Annotated in this window: 20 protein-coding genes; 15 read left to right on the top strand and 5 right to left on the bottom strand. The window is 65.7% G+C overall.

Annotated features, from left to right (window positions below; genetic code table 11):
- Nucleotides 1-4: 4 nt before the first annotated feature.
- Complete coding sequence (locus YQ44_RS02090) at nt 5-1,015, bottom strand: MurR/RpiR family transcriptional regulator (RefSeq protein WP_071321965.1); 1,011 nt, start codon at nt 1,013-1,015, stop codon at nt 5-7.
- Between the two features lie 235 nt (nt 1,016-1,250).
- Between YQ44_RS02090 and YQ44_RS02085 the strand changes: the two genes are divergently transcribed.
- A complete protein-coding gene (locus YQ44_RS02085) occupies nt 1,251-2,387 on the top strand; it encodes a succinylglutamate desuccinylase/aspartoacylase family protein (RefSeq protein WP_071326199.1) in 1,137 nt (378 codons plus the stop codon).
- A 14-nt stretch (nt 2,388-2,401) separates the two neighbouring features.
- The gene (locus YQ44_RS02080; protein WP_071321964.1) at nt 2,402-3,793 is read left to right on the top strand and encodes a YfcC family protein; all 1,392 of its coding nucleotides are present in this window, start codon (nt 2,402-2,404) and stop codon (nt 3,791-3,793) included.
- A gap of 45 nt (nt 3,794-3,838) precedes the next feature.
- Here the strand turns inward: YQ44_RS02080 and YQ44_RS02075 are convergent, their stop codons facing one another.
- Together YQ44_RS02075 and YQ44_RS02070 are read right to left on the bottom strand one after the other, a co-directional pair.
- Complete coding sequence (locus tag YQ44_RS02075) at nt 3,839-4,264, bottom strand: GNAT family N-acetyltransferase (RefSeq protein ID WP_071321963.1); 426 nt, start codon at nt 4,262-4,264, stop codon at nt 3,839-3,841.
- A gap of 170 nt (nt 4,265-4,434) precedes the next feature.
- The gene (locus YQ44_RS02070) at nt 4,435-4,635 is read right to left on the bottom strand and encodes a hypothetical protein (protein ID WP_071321962.1); all 201 of its coding nucleotides are present in this window, start codon (nt 4,633-4,635) and stop codon (nt 4,435-4,437) included.
- Nucleotides 4,636-4,890: 255 nt separating this feature from the next.
- Here YQ44_RS02070 and YQ44_RS02065 point away from each other — a divergent pair, with 255 nt between their 5' ends.
- From YQ44_RS02065 to YQ44_RS02055, 3 genes are read left to right on the top strand one after another with little or no spacing between them, the layout of a single operon-like run.
- On the top strand, nt 4,891-6,150 hold the full coding sequence (locus YQ44_RS02065; RefSeq protein ID WP_071321961.1) for an alpha/beta fold hydrolase: 1,260 nt from the start codon (nt 4,891-4,893) through the stop codon (nt 6,148-6,150).
- On the top strand, nt 6,147-6,563 hold the full coding sequence (locus YQ44_RS02060) for a BlaI/MecI/CopY family transcriptional regulator (RefSeq protein WP_083411596.1): 417 nt from the start codon (nt 6,147-6,149) through the stop codon (nt 6,561-6,563). Before YQ44_RS02065 ends, YQ44_RS02060 begins: the two co-directional genes overlap by 4 nt.
- Nucleotides 6,563-8,110, top strand: a complete 1,548-nt coding sequence (locus YQ44_RS02055; protein ID WP_071321960.1) for a M56 family metallopeptidase — start codon at nt 6,563-6,565, stop codon at nt 8,108-8,110. Before YQ44_RS02060 ends, YQ44_RS02055 begins: the two co-directional genes overlap by 1 nt.
- A 267-nt stretch (nt 8,111-8,377) precedes the next feature.
- Here YQ44_RS02055 and YQ44_RS02050 read toward each other — a convergent pair whose 3' ends face one another.
- Complete coding sequence (locus YQ44_RS02050) at nt 8,378-8,575, bottom strand: hypothetical protein (RefSeq protein WP_071321959.1); 198 nt, start codon at nt 8,573-8,575, stop codon at nt 8,378-8,380.
- A 265-nt stretch (nt 8,576-8,840) separates the two neighbouring features.
- On the opposite strand from YQ44_RS02050, the gene argH reads away from it, so the two are divergent.
- Nucleotides 8,841-10,238 carry an argininosuccinate lyase gene (gene argH / locus YQ44_RS02045; RefSeq protein ID WP_071321958.1) on the top strand — a complete coding sequence of 466 codons (1,398 nt, stop codon included), beginning with the start codon at nt 8,841-8,843 and terminating at the stop codon, nt 10,236-10,238.
- Nucleotides 10,239-10,290: 52 nt separating this feature from the next.
- Here the strand turns inward: argH and YQ44_RS02040 are convergent, their stop codons facing one another.
- Nucleotides 10,291-10,926: a hypothetical protein gene (locus tag YQ44_RS02040; protein WP_232251032.1), complete on the bottom strand. Its 636-nt coding sequence runs from the start codon at nt 10,924-10,926 to the stop codon at nt 10,291-10,293.
- A 687-nt stretch (nt 10,927-11,613) separates the two neighbouring features.
- On the opposite strand from YQ44_RS02040, the gene YQ44_RS02035 reads away from it, so the two are divergent.
- The 9 genes from YQ44_RS02035 (at nt 11,614) to YQ44_RS01995 (ending at nt 22,171) form a co-directional block, all read left to right on the top strand.
- Nucleotides 11,614-14,148: a M4 family metallopeptidase gene (locus YQ44_RS02035; RefSeq protein WP_071321956.1), complete on the top strand. Its 2,535-nt coding sequence runs from the start codon at nt 11,614-11,616 to the stop codon at nt 14,146-14,148.
- Between the two features lie 248 nt (nt 14,149-14,396).
- Nucleotides 14,397-15,590 (top strand): type II secretion system F family protein, encoded by a 1,194-nt coding sequence (locus YQ44_RS02030; RefSeq protein WP_071321955.1) that lies wholly within the window; start codon nt 14,397-14,399, stop codon nt 15,588-15,590.
- A 24-nt stretch (nt 15,591-15,614) separates the two neighbouring features.
- The gene (locus YQ44_RS02025; RefSeq protein ID WP_071321954.1) at nt 15,615-17,312 is read left to right on the top strand and encodes a GspE/PulE family protein; all 1,698 of its coding nucleotides are present in this window, start codon (nt 15,615-15,617) and stop codon (nt 17,310-17,312) included.
- Nucleotides 17,299-18,099, top strand: a complete 801-nt coding sequence (locus YQ44_RS02020; RefSeq protein WP_156894663.1) for a hypothetical protein — start codon at nt 17,299-17,301, stop codon at nt 18,097-18,099. Before YQ44_RS02025 ends, YQ44_RS02020 begins: the two co-directional genes overlap by 14 nt.
- Complete coding sequence (locus YQ44_RS02015) at nt 18,090-18,632, top strand: hypothetical protein (RefSeq protein WP_071321952.1); 543 nt, start codon at nt 18,090-18,092, stop codon at nt 18,630-18,632. Before YQ44_RS02020 ends, YQ44_RS02015 begins: the two co-directional genes overlap by 10 nt.
- Nucleotides 18,620-19,240 carry a type 4a pilus biogenesis protein PilO gene (gene pilO, locus YQ44_RS02010; RefSeq protein WP_071321951.1) on the top strand — a complete coding sequence of 207 codons (621 nt, stop codon included), beginning with the start codon at nt 18,620-18,622 and terminating at the stop codon, nt 19,238-19,240. The genes YQ44_RS02015 and pilO overlap by 13 nt, the downstream gene beginning before the upstream one ends.
- Nucleotides 19,237-19,776: a hypothetical protein gene (locus YQ44_RS02005; RefSeq protein WP_071321950.1), complete on the top strand. Its 540-nt coding sequence runs from the start codon at nt 19,237-19,239 to the stop codon at nt 19,774-19,776. The genes pilO and YQ44_RS02005 overlap by 4 nt, the downstream gene beginning before the upstream one ends.
- A gap of 17 nt (nt 19,777-19,793) precedes the next feature.
- Nucleotides 19,794-21,680 (top strand): secretin and TonB N-terminal domain-containing protein, encoded by a 1,887-nt coding sequence (locus tag YQ44_RS02000; protein WP_071321949.1) that lies wholly within the window; start codon nt 19,794-19,796, stop codon nt 21,678-21,680.
- Between the two features lie 41 nt (nt 21,681-21,721).
- The gene (locus YQ44_RS01995) at nt 21,722-22,171 is read left to right on the top strand and encodes a type IV pilin protein (protein ID WP_083411595.1); all 450 of its coding nucleotides are present in this window, start codon (nt 21,722-21,724) and stop codon (nt 22,169-22,171) included.
- Nucleotide 22,172: the final 1 nt, after the last annotated feature.

Genomic DNA, 22,172 nt, shown 5'->3' with positions numbered 1-22,172 from the left:
ATTTTTATAGTGACTGCTTTTTGGGTACTGCCTTGCGCTGCTTGACTGCTGTTTTCCGGGGGCCTTGCGCGCCATGCTCGCCGCCATACAGGTAGGCGGCGATCACCTCGCTCAGGCGCGCTGCTTTTTCAACGTTGTCCTTGTTCGACACCATCAGCGCCACGACCAGCGCCTCGATCATGGCCAGTGCCGTGCTGGCGCTGCTGGGCAGCACGGGATGCGTGCTTTGCGCGTACAACACATGGTCGGCCAGTTCCGCCAAGGGCGACGCGGGCGAGTCGGTCAGCGCCACGATGCGCGCGCCGCGGTCGCGCGCGAAGCTGGCCAGGCCGATACAGTCGAGCGTATAGCGGGGAAAGGAAATGACCACCAGCACGTCGCTCGCCGTCAGGTTAACCAGGTGGCCGGCCGCCACTTCCGAGCCGCCGATGCCCACCACTTCCACCACGTGCGCGCAGAACGGCTGCAAATGCTGCACCAGCATGCCGGCCAGGTTGGCCGACAGGCCAAAGCCCATCACGTACACCACCTTGGCACGCGTCAGGCGGCGCACCACGGCGTGCATGTCCGGCAGCGACAGGCTGCCCGAGGTGGCGGCGATATTCGCGGCCGCATACTCGAGGCTTTGCGTGACGGGCGAGGTGGCGCGCGCGCGCCGTTCTATCGTATGGCGCAGCTTGTCGACCGGTTGCAGCAATGCCTGCAGGGTTTCTGCCATGGCGCCGCGCATGGCCGAATAATTCTTCTGGCCGATATCGCGCGCGAAGCGGCTGATGGTGGCCGTCGATACCTGGCAGCTGTCTGCCAGCTCCTCGATGCCCAGCGCGGTGACGCGCATCTGGTTGCGCAGCAGGTAGTCGGCGATCTGCCGCTGCGAGGCCGAGCCGCTGGCCAGCACATGCATCAGGGCCTGTCCCAGCGGCGACTGCGCAAACGCGGCATCGGGCGGCGACATGGCGGCCGCCGGTGCCGCGCGTGGCGCGCTGTTGCGGGCAGGACTGGCGGATGGTTTCATATCACTGGCGGCCTGTTGTTTTTACGCGCTGCAATGGCAGCCTGCATGCTGCGCATGGACGGAGAAAGCGTGGCAAAGCGGCGCAGGATGCGCCGTTTGAAACCACTTTACGCATATCAAAAAGAAAACTCAACAAATTTTTGTAAAAGGATTTTCATTGATTTACTTCGTGAAAATAATGCTACATAATCGACCGAAATCCATCAACCGCGCCCCGTTTTGGGGCGAAATCATCATGCAAGTACACCAGCATCCGATCTCCACGCCGCACGCCAGCGTTGCCTGCCAGTTGAGCAGCTTTCACTTCGGCAGTCCGGCCGCCGGCAGCCGCAGCGGCAAGAAGGTGTATATCCAGGCGGCGCTGCACGCGGACGAGGTGCCGGGCATGCTGGTGGCGCAATTCTTGCGCCGCGAACTGCTGGCGCTGGAAGCGGCCGGCAAGATCCATGGCGAAGTGATCCTGGTGCCGGCCGCTAACCCGATCGGCCTGGCGCAAGCCATCCATGGCGCGCCGTTCGGCCGCTTCGACCTGACCACCGGCATCAACTTCAACCGCGCCTACCGCCACGTGGCCGATGAGCTGAAAACCACGCTCGATGGCCTGCTGGGGCCCGATGCCGATGCCAATGTGGCCCTGATACGCCAGCATGCGCGCGCCGCCGTCGCCGCCTGGCAGCCTGGCACGGATGCGGGCGTGCTGAAAAAAACGCTGCTGGGCATGGCCATCGATGCCGATATCGTGCTCGACCTGCACTGCGACAACGAGGCCGCGCTGCACCTGTATACGGGCACGCCGCTGGCGGCGCAACTCGCGCCCCTGTCGGCGCTATTGGGCGCGCGCGCCGTGCTGCTGGAACTGGCGGCCGGCGAAGAGCCGTTCGACGAAGCGTGCAGCCGCCTGTGGTGGGACCTCGACGCGCACTTCGGCGGCCGCTATCCGATTCCCGCCGCCTGCCTGTCGACCACCGTCGAATTACGCGGCGAAGTGGAAGTGAGCTATGCCCTGGCCGAGCGCGATGCGCAAGCCCTGCTGCGCTTCCTCGCCATCGAGGGCGTGCTGGACATCGCTGGCGCCGGCGACGACCTGCCCGCGCCGCAATGCCAGCCGACGCCGCTGGCCGGCGTGGAACCGATCCTCGCGCCGCATCACGGCGTGCTGGTGTATCTGCGCGAGATGGGCGACGTGCTGGCCGCCGGCGATGCGCTGGCCGACCTGATCGACCCTGTCAGCGGTGAAACGACGACCTTGCGCTGCACGGTCGCCGGTGTCTTCTTCGCGCGCAGCGCCCACCGCCACGTCTTGCGCGGCATGAATGTCGGCAAGGTCGCCGGCGCCGTCGCCTTCCGCGGCGGCAGCCTGCTCAGCCAATAATAAAGAAAACCCGCATGAGAAAATACTTCAAGCTGCCCAATACCTTTGTCCTGCTATGCGGCATCCTGGCCATGATCGCGCTGGCGACCTGGCTGGTACCGGGCGGGAAATTCGACACCCAGCTGATCAACGGCAAGCAGCTGATCGTTCCCGGCACCTTCCACTATGTCGACAACAAGCCGCAGGGCTTTGCCGCCCTGATGATGGCGCCCATCAAGGGCTTCGTCGACGCCGGCCTGATCATCGGATTCGTGCTGATCGTCGGCGGCGCCTTCTCGGTGCTGCAAAAAACGGAGGCCTTCGATTCGCTGATCAAGTCCATCGCCAAGGCGCACACCAGTTCGCGCTTCGTGCGCGCCGCCCTCATTCCCGTCTTCTTCACCATGTTTTCCCTCGGCGGCGCCACCTTCGGCATGAACGAGGAAGCCATTCCCTTCATCCTGATCTTCGTGCCGCTGGCACTGGCCCTGGGCTACGACTCCATCGTCGGCGTGTCGATTCCCTTCATCGGTTCGCAAGTGGGCTTTTCGGCCGCCTTCCTGAACCCGTTCAATGTCGGCATCGCGCAGGGCATCGCCGGCGTGCCGATCTTTTCCGGCATCGGCTACCGCCTGATCGTGTGGGCCATCGCCACGTTTGTCAGCATCGTCTTCCTGATGTGGTACGCGGCGCGCATCAAGCGCCATCCGGAAAAAAGCCCGACCTACCTGCTCGACATTGAAAAGCGCGGCGAGCATACGCTGGACTTTTCCACCTTTGCCGGCATGACGCGCACGCACCGCGCCGTGCTGTGGATCTTCATGGCGACCCTGCTGACGATGGTCGTCGGCGTCGTCAAGTACGACTGGTTCATCGATGAAATCGCCGCCCTGTTCCTCGGCATGGCCATCGTCGTCGGCCTGGTCGGCCGGCTCGACATGGACAGCCTGGTGGCGTCTTTCGTGCAGGGTGCGCGCGACATGGTGAGCGTGGCGCTGGTCATCGCGCTGGCGCGCGGCACCATGATCCTGGCGCGCGACGCACAGATCATCGACACCATGCTGCATGCGCTCACGCCGCTGGTGGCTTCATCGAGCCCCGTCTTCGCCGCGCAGAAAATGTTCTTCATGCAGTCGGTGATCAATTTCTTCATCCATTCGGGCAGCGGCCAGGCCGCGCTGACTATGCCGATCATGGCGCCGCTGGCCGACCTGGTCGGCGTGACGCGCCAGACGGCCATCCTGGCGTTCCAGTTCGGCGAATTCACCACGCCGATGATACCCACCTCCGGCATCACCGTCGGCGTGCTGGCGCTGGCGCGCATCCCCTGGATTACGTGGGCCAAGTGGATGATACCGCTGCAGCTGATCTATCTGGTGCTGGCCCTGCTGCTGCTGATTCCGCCGTGCCTGATGCACTGGCAGTAAACACCCCAGCCACGGCGACTTGCGCCCGCCCTTCAATACGGTCAGTCAGCGCTGGTAGATGTCCGGCACATAGCGCTCCATCAGCGTTTCCGGGCGCAGCGGCGCCGTGAAGCCATGGCGCGCGTACAGCGTATGCGCGGTGCCGGTGGCCAGCATGAAACGGCGCAAGCCCTGCAAGTCGGGATGCGCCATGACGGCTTCCATCAAGCGCTTGCTGTAGCCGCGGCCACGACAGTCGTCGAGTACATACACGTCGACCAGATAGGCAAACGTGGCATAGTCGCTGACCACGCGGGCAAACGCCACCTGGCGGCCGTCGAGCGTGCCGCCAAAACACAGCGAATGGTCGATCGCGCGCTGCACGGTAGCCAGCGGGATGCCGATGGCCCATGTCGATTGGGTGCTGAGAAAATGGTGGATGGCCGGAACGTCGAGTTCCGCCTTGTCGGTGCTGATTTTCAGATGTGACATTGCGCTGGCCCTGCTGTCGTTGAAAACACGATCATCGGCCTTTTTGCGGCTGCTGTCACCAGGGCTGGAAAGAACCGGGGGCGCCGCCCGTTCCGCTTGCCCATGTTGGGGTATGACGATTGACTGCTGCTACCGCCCTTTTCCGTACTGCCGGCATGGCATCGCCGTGCTTACAGTGCGGCTTTTTCTGCGGCGCTCAAACGCTTGGCGCTGACATGGACGGTGTACATGGTGGCAGCGGCGTCGGCGCTGGCCACGAGCGGTGCTGGCGCGGCGCGGAACTTCGGCACGGCGGCGGTGGCCAGGCTGGTAGCGGCGGCGATGGCGACGATGGCAACGAAGATGGCTTCCATGTTTTTAGCGATGTTCATGATGTGCTCCTTTGGGTCAGTGGTTTGTGTCCTGCGATGATGGAACTTTAGGCCAACACCCGCTGCATCGCCACCGGATTGCGACAAACCGCGCAATTCGCGGGACAGAATACCAACAGCTGCGATGAAGCGTTGCAGCACCCTGCAACGCAGCCAGCCCAGTCGCGTAGCCCATGGCGCACCCTGTATTTCTTGCGGGGGTGCTACAAATGTGGCATGCTACATTTGTAGCAAACACACTCGACAAGGAAAAATATGTTTTCGTGCGCATGGAAGTGGAAACTGGCCGGCCTGCTGTCCGCGGCAGCCTTCACGGCAACGGCGGCGGCCGCCGATTTTGACGGCATGGTCAACGTGGGCCAGCACCAGTTGCAGGTGGCGCAGGCGGGCGAAGGCCCCTATACGGTCGTCTTCGAGGCGGGCTTCGCCAGCGACCAGTCGGTGTGGCGCAAGGTAGTGCCGGACATCGCGAAGAAGGCGGCGGTGCTGGTCTACTCGCGCGCAGGCTATGGCAAGTCGCCGGCGCGCGCGCAGCCGCTCGGCATGGAACAGAGCGCGGCCGAACTGGCTGAAGTGCTGAGCCAGCGCAAGGTGGACGGGCCGCTGATCCTTGTGGGCCACTCGTACGGCGCCTTCCTGATCCGCTACTTCGCAGCCACCCATCCGCAGCGGGTTGCCGGCCTGGTCTTCGTCGACCCGGCGGATGAAGGCCTCGAGGGCGTACTCAAAGGCATCGACCCGGTACGCCTGCAGCAAGACCGGCGCCTGCTCGCGTCGAGCATCCCGCCGAAATGGCAGGGCGAGCTGCAGACGATCCAGAAGCTGCTCGATGCGGGCACGCTGCCGGCCATGCCCGCGCTGCCCGACGTGCCGACGGTACTGCTCACCTCCGTGCAGGCGCGCGCCGGCTCGGACTTCTTCCAGGAGACGCCCGGCGTCGTCAAGATCAAGCGCGAGCGACACGCTGCCTTCCTCAGCCAGTTTTCAAGCGGCGCGCATGTCTTCACGCCGAACAGCGGCCACGGCATCCAGATGCAGGAACCCGAACTGGTCGTCGCCGCCATCGGCCAGGTACTGACCCTGGTCACGCAAAACGCGGCGCGCGAGGCCAGGGCGAAGGCAAAGCAGACACTGATGGGTGAGCTGGAACAGAGCGCGGCCCTGCTGGAACAGCACCAGCAGGACGCTGCCGCGCGCCGGGTCGCGGCAGCGCTCGGCAACAGCACATTGAGCGAAGCCGACATCAATGCGCTCGGTTTCGACCTGCTGCTCAAGGCGAAGCGGCCGCCTTTGGCGACGCTGGTGCTGGCGTACAATAGCCAGACATACGCGCAGTCCGACAATGCCGCCGACAGCCATGGCGAAGCCTTGCTGGCAGGCGGCCTTGCCGAGGCAGCGAGGCGCCAGTTCGCACGGGCGCTCGCACTGGGGCAGGCCAACGGCGCGCGCGCACAGGCGATGGCCGGCTACCGGCAGCATCTTTCGCAAGCAGAACAGGCATTGAAACAACCATGAAAAAAAATGCGCCAGCCATTGCGGCAACCGAGATGCGCGGGCTGGAAGACCTGGCGCCGCGCGAACGACAGGTCGTCGAGTGCGTCTACCGGCTGCAGGAGGCTACCGCCGCGCAGCTCCAGGAAGAACTGAAACCCGACCTGAGCAATTCGGCGGTGCGCGCCATGCTGGCGCGGCTGGAAACCAAGGGCATACTCCAGCATCGCGTCGACGGCCAGCGCTATCTGTACAGCGCAGTGGCGCCGCAGGCCAAGGTGCGCGAGTCCGCGCTGAAAAAACTGGTCGGCACCTTCTTCAACAATTCCAAGGCCAGCGCCGCAACGGCCTTGCTCGGCATGTCGGGCGAACTGAGTTCGAAAGAGCTCGATGACCTCGAGGCGATGATCGCGAAGGCACGCAAGGAAGGCCGCTGATGGCGGGAACCGACCTCGCGCAGCTTCTGCTGAAGCATAGCGTGACGGTCGTGCTGTTGCTGCTGGCGCTGCGGCTGCTGTATCGCGCCTCGGCGGCGCGCCGCGTATTTGCCGCGCGCTGCGGCCTGGTGGCGCTGCTGTTGCTGCCGCTGTTCTGGCTGTCGCTTCCGCAACTGCCGCTGCGCATGCCGCTGGCCGTGTCGGCCCTGCTCGATCCGCCGCTCGTCATCCCGGCCAGCGTGACGACCGCCGCACTGCCCGCCGTCGAGGATGCCGTGTCCATGCCCGAGCGTGCCGCCCGGCTGGGACGCTGGCTGCTTGCCGTGTACGCCTTGGGCGTGCTGTGCCATCTGCTGCGCCTCGCGCTGAACCTGCAGCGCTTGCGCCAGGCCGCCGCTGCCGCGCAGCGGTTCGAAGCGCCGGCCTGGGAAGCGGCCTTGCACAGCCTGCATCTGTCGCTGCGGCTGCGCCGCCCCGCGCGCCTGCTGCTGTCGGATACGGCGTCCTCGCCATACAGCTGGGGCTGGCGGCATCCCGTGATCGTGCTGGACCGGCACAGCGCCGCCAACGCCGCGCCGCAGGCGGTGCTGGCCCACGAACTCGCGCATCTCCGCGCGCATGACTGGCCCATGCTGCTGCTGGCGCGCGTGCTGCTCGCCCTGTACTGGTGGCAGCCGCTGATGTATCCGCTGCTGCGCATGCTCGAACACGATACGGAATGCGCGGCCGACGACGCCGTGCTGGCAGCCGGCGCCACGCCGTCGCACTACGCCCACACCCTGCTCACGGTCTCGCGCCAGGCCTTCGCTTCGGGAACCGTCGCCACGCCGGCACGGCGCCTGGCCAACCGCATCGCCAGCAGCGGCGCCATGCTGGGCGCCCGCATCGCGGCGCTACTGGAAGCGCATCGTCCGCGCGGCCGCGTCACGGGACGCCAATGGTGGAGCGGAACGCTGGCCAGCCTGGTGCTCGTGTGCCTGGTCGCCAGCCTCCAGCTGCGCGGCGAACATGTGCTGTGGCCGGACAGCCTGCTGCCCGCCTCCGGCGCCAGGAACCAGGACCCGATCGCCTTGCTGCAAGCCCTGGACAATCCCAATTTCACCCAGCTGGCCGCCGCGATGCGCGCCGGCGACTACGCGCTGCGCCATGCGGCCGAAGGTCCATCGTTCCGCCAGCGCGCCGCGATACCGCCCCTGCTGCTGGCCTTGCGCGATCCGCGCCCCGTGGTGCGACGGCTTGCCGTGTGGGGCCTGGGCGAGATGCGCTTTCCCGAAACGGCGCCCGCGGTGGCGGCACTGCTGGCAGATCCGGAGGCGTCGGTGCGCGCCGAGGCGGCCGGTGCGCTGGGCGACATGCGGGAGACGCGCTGGCTGTCGCCCCTGATCGCCATGCTCGGCGACCAGGATGCCGTGGTCCGCCGCCGCGTGGCGCATGCGCTGGGCGACCTGCAGGTTGCCGCGAGCATCCCCATGCTGCAACGGCAGCTGAACGATCCGGATCCCGACGTGGCTGGCGAAGTGCGCTGGGCCCTGGGCGAAATGCGCTAGGGCGTAGCGGTCCACTGCCGTCGGCGCGCCGCCGGTGGCTCATGATGAGAATAGCTGGTAAGAATAGGCTGGCTGGAAGCTTGCGTTCCGCCGTTGTGACTGACTGTGACTGCTGTCTGCCGTCTGCTGTCTGCTGTTACTGTGTATTGCTGCCGTCACCAGGGCTGGAGAGAACCGGGGGCGCCGCCCGTTCCGATTGCCCGTGATGGGATGCTACGAGGTGCTGCGACTGCTGTTGGCGATACTGCCCGCATGGCATCGCCGTGCTTACAGGGCGGCTTTTTCTGCGGCGCTCAAGCGCTTGGCGCTGACGTAGACCGTGTGCATGGTGGCGGCGTCGGCGCTGGCCACGATGGTCGCAGGCGCGGCGCGGAACTTCGGCACCGAGGCGGTGGCCAGGCTGGTGGCGGCAGCGATGGCGATGATGGCAACGAAGATGGCTTCCATGTTTTTAGCGATGTTCATGATGTTTTCCTTTGGGTCGGTGGTTGGGTCCTGCGATGATTGAACTGTAGGCTTATCGTCCCTGAACCGCCATCGGATTGCGACCAAACGCACAATTTGCGGGACAGAATACAAAAAGGCCGGATGGAACGCATGGCGGGCATCCGGCGCGCCGTTTGAGGCTTGCAAGCCCCATTCCAGGCCATTTCCGCGCTGGGAAAGGCCCTAAAAGCCCTACCGCAGGCCAACCTTGTTTATAATCGCCCTACACTAAAGGACTTCTTTCATGACTGATCAATTCTCCAAAAAGGGCGAAGCCTGGTCGGCCCGGTTTTCCGAACCGGTCTCGGACCTCGTCAAGCGCTATACCGCTTCTGTATTTTTTGACAAGCGCCTGGCGCTGTTCGATATCGAAGGTTCGCTGGCCCATGCGGAAATGCTGCATGCGCAAGCCATCATCAGCCCGGCCGACTACGCTGAAATCCAGCGCGGCATGGCGCAAATTTCGCAGGAAATCGCCGCCGGCCAGTTCGAATGGCTGCTGGACCTGGAAGATGTCCACCTGAATATCGAAAAACGCCTGACCGAGCTGGTAGGCGATGCGGGCAAGCGCCTGCACACGGGCCGTTCGCGCAACGACCAGGTGGCCACCGACATCCGCCTGTACGTGCGTTCCGCCATCGACGACATCACCGCCCTGCTGGCCACCCTGCGCGGCGCGCTGACGGACCTGGCCGAGCAGCATGCCGACACCATCATGCCGGGCTTTACCCACATGCAGGTGGCGCAGCCGATCACCTTCGGCCACCACATGCTGGCCTATGTTGAAATGTTCGGCCGCGATGCCGAGCGCATGGCCGACACCCGCAAGCGCGTCAACCGCCTGCCGCTGGGCGCCGCCGCACTGGCCGGCACCACCTTCCCCATCGACCGCCTGCGCGTGGCCAAGACGCTGGGCTTTGACGACGTCTGCCACAATTCGCTCGACGCCGTCTCGGACCGCGACTTCGCCATCGAATTCTGCGCCGCCTCCGCCGTGCTGATGATGCACGTGTCGCGCATGGCCGAGGAACTGGTGATCTGGATGAGCCCGCGCATCGGCTTCATCGACATCGCCGACCGCTTCTGCACCGGCTCGTCGATCATGCCGCAAAAGAAAAACCCGGACGTGCCGGAACTGGCGCGCGGCAAGACCGGCCGCGTCTACGGCCACCTGATCGGCCTGCTGACCCTGATGAAAGGCCAGCCGCTGGCCTATAACAAGGACAACCAGGAAGACAAGGAACCGCTGTTCGACACCGTCGACACCGTCATCGACACCCTGCGCATCTTTGCCGACATGGCCGGCGGCATCACGGTCAAGCCGGAAGCCATGCGCGCGGCCGCCCTGCAAGGCTACGCCACGGCGACCGACCTGGCCGACTACCTGGTCAAGAAGGGCTTGCCTTTCCGCGATGCCCATGAAGCGGTGGCCCTGGCCGTGCGCGCCTGCGTCGATGCGGGCTGCGACCTGGCCGACCTGTCGCTGGAGCAGCTGCGCGCGTTTTCTCCGCTGACCGGCGAAGACGTGTTCGAGGTGCTGACCCTGGAAGGCTCCGTCGCCGCGCGCGACCACGTGGGCGGCACCGCGCCGCGCCAGGTGCGCGCCGCGATCGCCCGCGTGCGCACGCAGCTGGAAAAATAAGCGGGGATTTCCCCGGCAAGCGCCCCGCAGCAGCGATGCAGCGGGGCGTTTTTTATTGGGCGACGATTTTCGACAGGACGGAGAAGGCGGCGCCCGTCTGCGATGCTTCGAGCAGCAAGGTCAGCTCGGTGTAGGTGCAAATGATGTTGATCAGGTTGATGCGCTCCCAGGCCAGGCGCTTGAGGATGGCGTGATACACGCCTGGCGTATAGCAGGTCTCGGGGGCCAGATGCAGGGTCACGGCCGTCACGCGCTCGAGGCGCGCCAGTTCCTGCTCGCCGCCAAAGACCTCGTCCACCAGCGCATGCAGCGAGCGGCTGCAGATCACCATCACCTCGTTGACGCCGCGCGTCACGGTAATGAAGGTGCCGCGCTGCGGCGCTGCCAGCGCCAGCAACTGGCGCTGGCAGTCATACGTCTGGTCGGAGTAACGGTAGGTAAAAATCATCAATTCGCTGCGCGTGGACAGTTCTCCCGCGCGGTGCGCCAGCACGATCTCGCCGCTTTTCTGCTGCGGCATGCGTTCGGCCAGGCGGCGCAGCGCCATCACCACGGCGGCCTGGCCTACCGGTTTCCACAAGTCGGTCTGCAATTGCGGCTGCAGCTGGCGCGCCAGCTCCGAGAGGTTGAGCAAGCCGCGGCCCAGGCCCTCGCTGAGAAACGCCGACTCCATCACGATCTGTTCCACTTTAGTCGCTATCGAAAGCATAGTTCATGTGCCGGGCATTCCGGTGCACGCACCAGGAGCCGGCAACCCTTCCTGAAAAAAAGGCTGCACTGCACCAGCGGCCGCGCCTGGAGGCGTGGCCGGTTTCGCTGAGTACCCTTGCGGGAAAGAGGCGGGCGGCGGCTAGGAAGGCGGATGCAGCATCAACGCCGCTCCAGAGGGGAAATGGCTGAAACCGCTAGCAGAAGGCAGAACTGACGTCATGTGAAACTCCCGATTTTTTCCCGTTGCGCCATGTGAACGCGGTCATTGCCGCGTGCGCTTTTTTTATCTACGCCTTGCCCCGACAGCGGACAGCGCGAATACCTAGTGTAGATCGCAACATTTAAAAAATGCAACAGTGTTTTGCCAACAGAACGCGCCATTTGAGGGACTAGTCCAAAACAAAAGTTACAGCTTGCGGCAGATCAAACTTTCCTATAGTAGCGCGCCGATAAATGTTCAATTCTTAACAAAAAAAGCCCGCTTGACCCATTTCTTGAAAATTTTGACATGGCGATATCGACAAGTTTAGTGTCGCCCTACCCGGCGGTAACGCCATAAAAAAAGCGGCAGGCTACCCGCCCGTCGTCCGGCACGCCGGGGTGGCCATCAGACAATCGCGGCCAGCTCATTCACTATTTTCCTAACCGATACCATGGAGCAGAAATGAATTTACGTTTGACGATAGTTGCCGCATCCATCGCCGCCCTGCCGCTGATGGCCACCACGACGGCACATGCCGCCACCCCGCTGCCACCGACCCTGATGGCCGCCCCTGTCAGCCTGGCGTCGCCACAAGAGACGGCCAGCCTGGTCAACAAACTGGCGGCACAGGCGCGCAGCCGCGGCCTGAATACCGAGCATGGCTTTGTCGTTGGCGCCCAGCATCCGGGCGTCAGCGGCACGCGCGTCAGCCGCGTGCAGCACACCTACAAGGGCTTGCCCGTGTTTGGTTCGGAAACGGTGGTGGTCAGCAATAACGCCGGCGACATCGTCAGCGAATCGGTCTCGGACCGCGCCTCCGGCCTCGGTAGCGGCGGCGTCAATTCCGTCACCCGCAGCGCCACCGCCGACATCGACACCACGCCCGCCGTCAGCGCCGCAACGGCCATCGCCGCCGCGGTGAAAAGCATCGGCGTGCCGGCCGTCGACCATGTGCCGCCGCATGCACAGCTGCTGATCTACCCCGTCATGAAAACGGTGCGCGTGGCAGGCGCCGAAAACAAATCGGAAGCCTCGCTCAATGCCCTCGACGTGCAGGACGTGGTCGACCACTACGAGCTGGCCTACCTGGTGCAAACCCGCATGATCAGCGGCAGCAAGCCGGTGTACTACGACACCATCGTCAGCGCCAAGGATGGCCGCATCCTGCGCCAGTGGAAAGCCCTGAAAACCGTGGCCGGCATCGGCAACAGCCAGTACAACGGCCAGGTGCCGCTCAATACCACGCTCACCGGCAGCACCTACACCATGAAGGACCCCAGCCGCGGCACCGGTGGCAGCTTCGGCGGCATGGCCATCACCAACGCCAACCACGGCACCACTTCGGGCAGCGTGTACAGCAGCACCAGCAATACCTGGGGCGACGGCCAGCAATACATCAATGGCGGCAGCACCACCAACGCCAACGGCCAGACGGCGGCAGTCAACGCCATGTGGGGCCTGATGAACACCTACGACACGCACAAGAATGTGCTGGGCTGGTCCAGCCTGGACGGCAACAACACGGCCACCCACATCGCCGCCCACGTCAACACGGCCTACGACAACGCCTACTACGACAGCAGCTGCAAGTGCATGTACATCGGCGACGGCGGCAGCTCGTTCAACAACCTCGGTTCCATCGACGTGATCGGCCATGAAATGGGCCACGGCATCACGGACGCCACCTCGGGCCTGATCTACTCGCAGGAGTCGGGCGGCTTGAACGAATCGAGCTCGGACATCGCCGGTGAAATGGTGGAAGCGTATGCGCGTGCCGGCGGCACGGGCACCACCATCCCCAACACGGGCAACGATTGGATGACGGGCAAGGAGATCGCCAAGAATGGCCAGCCGCTGCGTTGGCTGTACAAACCGAGCAAGGATGGCAGCAGCCCGAATGCGTGGAGCAGCACCATCAAGAACCTGGACGTCCACTACAGCAGCGGCCCGAACAACCGCATGTTCTACTTCCTGTCGCAAGGCTCGAACTCCACCGCCAGCAGCGACTACTACAGCTCCTACCTTAACAAGAGCCCGCTGGCCATGACCGGTATCGGCAGCGACAAGGCCTACCGCATCTGGTTCAAGGCCGCGACCACCAAGTTCACCTCGTCGACCAACTATGCCGACGCGCGCAACAAGGTGCTGCTGGCAGCCGAGGAACTGTATGGCGTGGGCAGCGCCGAGGCGACGGCCGTCAAGCGCGCGTACGCGGCCATCAACGTGGGCGCCGACGTCGATGAATCGACGACGGGCGGCGCGGTGACCATCACCAGCCAGCCGGCCAGCATCACGGTCGCGCCGGGCGCCACCGCTTCGTTTGCCGTCGGCGCGGGTGGCGGCACGGCGCCGTACACCTACAAGTGGTACCGCAACGGCGCCGTGATCAGCGGCGCCACGTCGCCGGCCTACAGCTTCACGACCGTGGCGGCCGACAACGGCGCCGTCTTCAAGGCCACGGTGACGGATTCGTCCTCGCCTGCCGTGACGGCTACGTCGAACAACGCCACCCTCACCGTCGGCACGAGCAGCGCCACCGAACGCGTGACGAACGGCGGCTTCGAGTCCGGCGCCACGGGATGGAGCGGCACCACGGGCGCCATCGGCACCTTCACGGGTCAAACCGCGTATGAAGGCACGAAGTACGCCTGGCTCGGCGGCAATGGCGCGACGGCCAGCGAATCGCTGACGCAAAGCGTGGCCATTCCTGCCGCCGCCACCTCGGCCAGCCTGACCTTCGCGCTGCATATCGACACGGCCGAAACGGGCAATACCGTGTACGACAAGCTGGTGGTGACCGTGAAAAACAGCGCCGGCACGGTGCTGGGCACCCTGGCCTCGTACTCGAACGTGAACAAGGCGGCCGGCTACCAGATCCGCACCTTCGACCTGATCGCCTACAAAGGCCAGACCGTGCAGATCTCGTTTGCCGCGACCGAGGATGCATCGCTGCAAACCTCGTTCGTGATCGACAAGGTCAGCCTGGTTACCCAGTAAGCGGCTAAGCGTGCGGGCAGGCAGTCGAGAAGGACTGCCTGCCCGCACCATTCGCAGAACACGATTGATTTTCTTGCAATTCCAGTCTACCCTGAGGCAGCGAATTGCATCTTGCCTGCTGCCGGTACCCGCGACGAATTGAACTCTTTTTGATTGTTCCTGACCGATGCCTACTTTGATCACACGCGCCTTGCCACCCGCCAGCCTGTCCCTTTTCGCGTCCAACGCCATGCTCGCCTGACCCGCTCATGCAGTTCCACCTCCAGGTGCAAGGCCCTGCCGGCAGCCAGGCGCTGGCCATCGACGCGCCCAGCGAAGCCGAGGCGATCCGCGCGGCCGTGCGCGGCGGCTGGCGCGTGCTGGCCGTGGACGACGGCGCCGCGCAAGACGCAGGCGCCGTGGTCCGCCCTGGGAAGCAGGGCCTGCCCCTGCTGCAATTCAGCCAGGAACTGCTGGCCCTGCTCGAAGCGGGCCTGAACCTGGGTGAAGCCATGGCCACCCTGCACAACAAGGAAACGCGCACGGCCGCCAGGGCCACCCTGGGCGCCATCGTGCTCACCCTGCAGCAGGGCAAGAGCTTTTCCGACACCCTGGCCGACTTCCCCGACATCTTCCCCGACATTTACATCGCCACCGTGCACGCGGCCGAGCGCTCGGGCAACCTGCCGGAAGCGCTGGCGCGCTTCGTCGGCTATCAGCTGCAATTCGACGCCATCCGCAAGAAGCTCATTTCGGCCGCCATCTACCCGTGCATGCTGCTCGTCGTCGGCGGCCTGGTGACGCTGTTCCTGCTCGGCTACGTGGTGCCGAAATTCAGCGTCGTGTATGAAAGCTCGGGCCGCGAGATTCCCTGGATGTCGCAGATGCTGCTGGGCTTTGGCCAGACGCTGGCGGCCCATCCGCTGCTGTGCGCCACGGCGCTCGCCGCCAGCGTGGCGGCCGTGGTGTTCGGCGTGGCCAACCGCGCCATGCGCATGGCGCTGGTGCTGCGCCTCTTGCGCCTGCCCGTGCTGGCGGACAAGGCCGCCGAATTTCGCCTGGCCCGCTTCTACCGCGCCCTGAGCCTGCTGCTGCACGCCGGCATCCCGCTGCACAAGGCCCTGGCCATGGTCGCGCCCATGCTGCTGCCGGCACAGCAGGAGCAGCTGGCGCAGGCGCGCCGCGCGGTGCAGGAAGGCATGCCGTTTTCCACCGCGCTGGAAGAGGCCAGCATGGCCACGCCGGTGGCGCAATCGCTGCTGAAGGTGGGCGAAAACACGGGCCGCCTGGGCGACATGCTGGAACGCTCGGCCAAGTTCCACGACGAGGAATTCGCCCGCTGGGTGGACTGGGCCTCGCGCCTGCTCGAGCCCCTGCTGATGACCATCATCGGCGTGGTGATCGGCGGCGTGGTGGTGCTGATGTACATGCCGATCTTTGAACTGGCCGGGAGCTTATCGTGACGGGTCTACCATGAGGAGCTTGCCATGAACGCGCGCGACGAAGAACGCAGCGTGCTCGATGCGGCCATGCTGCGCCAGGCCCACGCCAGCGCGCTGGCGCAGGGCCGTCCGCAAATGGCCGTGCTGCAGGAAACGGCGGCCCTGCCGCCCGAAGTCTTCCTGCGCCAGCTGGCCGCCCTGTTCCGCTACCCGGCCTGGACGATGGCCGAGCTGCAGGCTGGCCTGCCCGCCTTTGCGCTGCTGCCCTACACGGATTGCGCCCAGCACGACTGCGTGCTGATGCAGCCGCCCGCCTCCGGCGCATCGCCCGTGCTCGTCATCGGCAATCCTTTCGCCGACGACCTGCTGCAATGGGCCGACTTTGCCCTGCGCACGCCCTTCACGGTGGCGCTGGCCCACCCGGACGACCTGGCCGCCTACCTGCAGCAGCAGGAAAGCGTGCAGCAGGCGATGCAGGAGATGCAGCATGGGGACGACGTGCCGGGCCTCGACCAGAGCATCGAGGACATCTCGCTGATCCGCATCAGCGAAGACAGCAGCCCGGTGGTGAAACTGGTGAACTCCACCATCTACGACGCCCTGAAATTCCAGGCCAGCGACATTCACCTCGAGTGCGACGTGGCCAGCCTGGTCATCAAGTACCGCGTCGACGGCGTGCTGGTGCAGGCGGGCCAGGTGCAGGGACTGGCGATGGCCGAGCAGATCATCTCGCGCATCAAGGTGATGGCGGATCTCGACATCGCCGAGCGGCGCATCCCGCAGGATGGCCGCTTCAAGGTGCGCGTGAAAGGCGCGGAGATCGATTTCCGCGTCTCCATCATGCCCAACATCTTTGGCGAGGACGCCGTGCTGCGCCTGCTCGACCGGCGCGCGCTGACGGAGGCGGCGCAGGCGCTGCGCCTGGAAAGCCTGGGCCTGAACGAGGACGCCATCGAGCAGATCCGCCGCCTGGCCGCCAAGCCGCACGGCATGCTGCTGGTGACGGGCCCCACCGGTTCCGGCAAGACCACCACCCTGTATGCGGCCATCACGGAAATCAATACGGGGCGCGACAAGATCGTCACCATCGAAGACCCCGTCGAGTACCGTCTGCCGCGCGTGCTGCAGATCCCCGTCAACGAAAAGAAGGGACTGACGTTCGCGCGCGGCCTGCGCTCCATCCTGCGCCACGACCCCGACAAGATCATGATCGGCGAGATCCGCGACGACGAGACGGCGCAGATCGCCGTGCAGGCGGCGCTCACGGGCCACTTGGTGTTTACCACCGTGCACGCGAATAACGTGTTCGACGTGGTGGGCCGCTTCCTGCATATGGGAGTCGACGCCTACAGCTTTGCCGCGGCCCTGAACGGCATCGTGGCGCAGCGCCTGCTGCGCCTCAATTGCGCCCATTGCGCCGTCGATGCGACAGCGGAAACGCTGGCCGACACGTCCCTGCTGCAGGCCAGCGGCCTCGATGCCCAGCGCGTGCAGGACTGGCAGTTCATGGCCGGCAAGGGCTGCGGCCACTGCCGCGGCACCGGCTACAAGGGCCGCAAGGCCGTCGCCGAAGTGCTGATGCTCAGCGACGCCATGCGCGAAATGATCTGCACCCGCGCGCCTCTGAGCCAGATGAAGGAAGAGGCGGCGCGCAACGGCTTCCGCCTGGCGCGCGAGGCGGGCATGGACTTGGTACGGCGCGGCGAAACCACCCTGACGGAGCTCAATCGTGTCACTTATTGAACGCGTTACCCGGGCCACGGTATGTCTGCACCTGGCGCCGCACGGGCTGCATGGCGTGCTGCGGCGGGCCGGCCGCCCGCTGCCGGACAGCGCCTTCCAGCTGCCGATCGTGAACCCGGACGCCAGCTGGGAAGTGGCGCTGGCGGCCCTGAACCGCTGGCTGGAACAGGACCAGGCAAAATTGCCGCTGGCCGTCAGCCTGGCCAGCCGCTGGTGCGCCATGCAGGTGGTGCCGTGGAGCGGCGCCCTGCTGGCCCAGGCCAGCGCGCAGCGTTTCCTGCACAGCCAGTTCGGCGCCGTGTATGGCGACGGCGCGCGCGCCTGGCGCCTGGCGGCCGACGATGCGCCTTACGGCAAGCCGCGCCTGGCCTGCGGCATCGATGCCGCGCTGCTGCAGGGCGTGCAGGACGCGGCCGGCGCGCATGGCCGGCGCTGCCTGTCGATCGAACCGATCGTCGGGCCGGCCTGGCGCAGCATCGCCAGCGCCAGGCCGGCCGGCGGCAAGCTGGCCGCCTTCGCCCTGGTGGAGGCGGGACGGCTGCTGCTGGCCACCAGCAGCGGCGGGCGCATTGCCGCCATCCACAGCCAGCCCTGCGCCGAGGCCTGGGGCGATGAACTGGAACGGGCGTGGCGGCGCTGGAACCTGCGCGCGCCGCAGCTCGACGCCATCGAACGCGTGACGCTGATCGACTTGAGCGGCGTGCCGCAGGCGAACGTGCCGGAACGCTTCGAGCCCGTCGCCGTGGCCAGCGCCGCGCACCTGATGCGGGAGGCGGCATGGGCCTGAGCCGTCTCGAATTCCTGCCGCCTGGCGCGACGCAGGCGTTTTCCGGCTGGCGTCTGGCGCTGTGCCTGGCGGGCATCGCCGTCCTGCTGCCGGCCACCGTGCTGTGGTTGGTGCAGGCGCAGGAAACGCGGCGCCTGGAAGCGCAACTGGCGCAACTGCAGCCCGCGCGCGCGGTGCGCCCGCCGCTGTCGGCCAGCCAGCAGCGCGAGCGCGACATCGAACTGAAACTGGTGGCCACCGCCGTGCGCCAGCTCAACCTGCCCGTCACGCGCCTGATCAAGACGGTGCAGCCGCCACGCGACGTGCGCATCGCCCTGCTGGGTCTGGACCTGAATGCGCAGCAGGGACAGGATGGCGCCAGCGCCCTGAAGATCGCCGCCGAAGCGGAAACGCCGCAGGACATGCTCAATTACCTGGCCTTCCTGAACCAGCAGCCGATGTTCAGCTCCGTGTACCTGCTCAAGCACGAAATGAACGCCAACGCGCCGGAACACCCGTATCGTTTTCAACTGGAGGCGCAATGGCGGCAATAAAACCCGTATTCAAAGCCAATACGCCGCTGGCTCGTCCACGCCTGCAACTGCGCATGCCGCCGCGTCTCGCATGGGAAGCGGCGCGCCTGGGGCGCAGGCTGGGTTGGCCCAGCGCCATTGGCGCGGCCTGCCTGGCGCTGGCCGCCTTCGCCGTGCAGCAAGGCGGCGCACTGGCGGCGCGCCAGCAGCAGCTGGCGGCACAGCTGGCGACGGCCGCCAGGCAGGCGGCACTGCCGCAGGCACCCGTCAGCACGGACGGCGACGCCGACAGCCTGGCCGCCTTCCATGCCTACCTGCCCGCGCATGACAGCATCCCCGAGCAGCTGCAGCAATTGCTGGCCGTGGCGCAGAAGAGCGGCGTGACCCTCGCCAAGGCCGACTACAAGCCGCAGGAGGACGGCAACATGGCGTTCCTGCGCTACCAGATCACGCTGCCCGTGAAGGCCGAATACATGCAGCTGCAAACCTTCATCGTCGACGCCTTGCAGGAATTGCCTACCTTGACCCTCGACTCCGTGATCTTCAAGCGCGAACAGATCGAAGCGGGAGAAATCGAGGCGCGCATACAGTTCATCCTGCTGGTGAAAAAGCCGGAGGTGCGGCCATGAAAAAAGTCGTGCTGGCCGGCGCAGCCGTGGCGACCTTGCTGGCCGCCTTCTTCGCGCCGGAAGACGAAGGCAGCATCGTCGGACCGGCCACCGCCACCACGCGCCAGGTGGAGCGGGTACCGGCGGCGCCTGCGCTTGCCGTGGCCGCGCCACCCGCTCCCCCGTCCGCGCTGGCCATCCATCCGCGCCGCGCGCTCGACGATGAAGAGGCGGCCACCCTGTTTGCCAAGCAGAGCTGGCAGCCGGAGACGCCGAAAAAGATCATGCTCGACCAGCAGGCCGCCAAGGCTGCGCTGCCTGCGGCAACCGTCGATGCGAATGCGCCGCCGCCCTTGCCGTTCCAGTTCCTCGGGCGCTTTGTCGACGAAGGCAAGGCCGCCTACTTCCTGCAGGCGGGCGAACGCAATGTGGTGGCGCGGCCCGGCGACATGCTCGAGGAGCGCTACCGCTTCGACGGCGTGGTGCAGGGCGCCCTGCAATTTACCTATCTGCCGCTCAACCAGAAACAGACACTCGCCGTAGGGGACCTCAATTGAAACGATGCGCGCCACGTATGCCACGCAGTCTTGCTTTGCTGCCCTTGCTGTCCTTGCTGGCCGCCTGCGCCGGCAACCAGGCTTTTAACGACGGCCAGGCCATGCTGGGCGCCGGCCGCACGGAGCAGGGACTGGCCCTGCTGGAGCAGGCGGCGCAGGCGGAACCGACCAACGCCAAGTACCGCATCGCCGTCACGAATGGCAGGATGCGCGCGCTCAATAGCCTGAACGGCCGCGCCGATGCGCTGCGCCAGCAAGGCAGCCTGCCCGAGGCGCAGGCGCTGTACCGCCAGGCGCTGGCGCTGGACGCCAGCAACGACGTGGCGCAGCGGGGCCTGGCCGGCGTGGCGCAGGATGAGCGCCACCGCAAGCTGGTGCAGGAAGCGCAGGCCAGCTACCAGCGCGGCGGCGAGGCGAATATCGCCCAGGCGCAGGACACCTTGCGCCAGGTGCTGCAGGAGCGTCCCGCCCAGCGCGACGCCTTGCTGCTGAAAGCCCGCATCGGCGAGGCGCAGGCGAAAAGCCTGCCGGCCGGCGGCAAGCTGGCGGCGGCCTACCGCAAACCCGTGACCCTGGAGTTCCGCGATGCGCCGCTGCGCTCCGTCTTCGACTTCATCAGCAAGGTCTCGGGCCTGAATTTCGTCTTCGACAAGGAAGTCGACCCCGCCCTGCGCGCCACCATTTCCGTGCGCGACACCAGCATCGAGGAAGCCATCGCCATGCTGCTGGGGGCCAATCAGCTCGAGCAAAGCGTCACCAGCGACAAGTCGATCACGATTTACCCGAACACGCCGCAAAAGGTGAAGGACTACCAGCAGCTGGTGGTGCGCACCTTTTTCATCACCAATGCCGACGTCAAGACCGTGGCGTTTTCCATCAAGACCCTGCTCAAGGCCAAGGACGTCGTCACCGACGAACGCCTGGGCATCATCATGCTGCGCGATACACCGGAAATGGTGCGCATGGCCGAACGCATCATCAACGTGCAGGACCTGGCCGACCCGGAAGTAATGCTCGAGGTGGAGGTGCTGGAAGTGAAACGCACGCGCCTGATGGAGCTGGGCGTGCGCTGGCCAGACCAGGCCAGCCTGACACTGGCCGGCGTCGGCAGCGGACTCGGTGGCTTGAAGGTGGCGGACCTGCACCGCATCAATGGCGACAATATCAACCTGGGCATCGGCGGCGTTACCCTGAATGCCAACAAGACCGACAGCGACAGCAATATCCTGGCCAATCCGCGCATCCGCGTGCGCAACAAGGAAAAGGCCAAGATCCTGATCGGCGACCGCGTGCCCGTCATTACCGTCACGACGAATAACGGCGTCAGCTCCGACAGCGTCAATTACATCGACGTGGGCCTGAAGCTCGACGTCGAACCCAATGTCTACCTGGACGACGAAGTGGCCATCAAGATCAACCTGGAAGTGTCGAACGTCGTCAAGGAAGTGATCAGCAAGACGGGCACGCAGGCTTACCAGATCGGCACGCGCAGCGCGTCGACCGTGCTGCGCCTGAAGGATGGCGAGACGCAGGTGCTGGCCGGGCTGATCAGCGACGAGGACCGGGGCACGGCCAACAAGGTGCCCGGCGTGGGCGAGCTGCCCGTGCTGAACCGCCTGTTCGGCAGCCAGAAGGACGATGCCATGCGCAGCGAGATCGTGCTGTCGATCACGCCGCGCCTGCTGCGCAGCATCCGCAGGCCGGACCTGATGACGGCCGAATTCAATTCCGGCACCGAGGCGGCCGTGGGCGGCCGCGCCAGCGTGGGCGGCGCCGCGGAACCCGTCGCCGCGCCCGAGCAGGCAGCGCCGCGCACCGTCTCGCCCATGACGGGCGGCGACGAAGCGCCTGCCGGCGACAAGCCTGCCGCCACGCCCAGCGCCACCGTCAAGGGTGGCCAGTGAAGCGGCATGGTCTTCAGCGTGGCTTTACCTTCATCGAGCTGATGATCACCCTGGCGATCATGGCGACCCTGGCCACGGTGGCCGTGCCGATGGCGCAGGTGGCGCTGCAACGGGCGAAGGAGCACGAATTGCGTTCGGCCCTGATCGAGATCCGCGAAGCCATCGACGCTTACAAGCGCGCGTCCGACAACGGCCGCATCAAGCTGTCGCTGGGAGGATCGGGCTATCCGAAAAAACTCGATGAACTGGTCGAAGGCGTGCCCGACCAGCGCAGCCCGTCCAAGCAGAACATCTATTTCCTGCGCCGCCTGCCGCGCGACCCGTTTCACGCAACAGGCGCGGATGGCCAGGCCGGCAGCGCCGCCGACAGCTGGAGCAAGCGCGCCTACGCTTCGCCGCCCGACAATCCCAGCGAAGGCGAGGACGTGTTCGACGTCGCCTCGCGCTCGACCAAGGTGGGCCTGAACGGCGTGCCGCTCAACGAATGGTGAC

Origin of the sequence: Janthinobacterium sp. 1_2014MBL_MicDiv, assembly GCF_001865675.1 — a bacterium.
In the GTDB taxonomy this organism is placed as follows: Bacteria; Pseudomonadota; Gammaproteobacteria; order Burkholderiales; family Burkholderiaceae_D; genus Janthinobacterium.
Note: the sequence above shows the minus strand (reverse complement) of the source record. Positions and strands in the feature narration are given on the sequence as shown.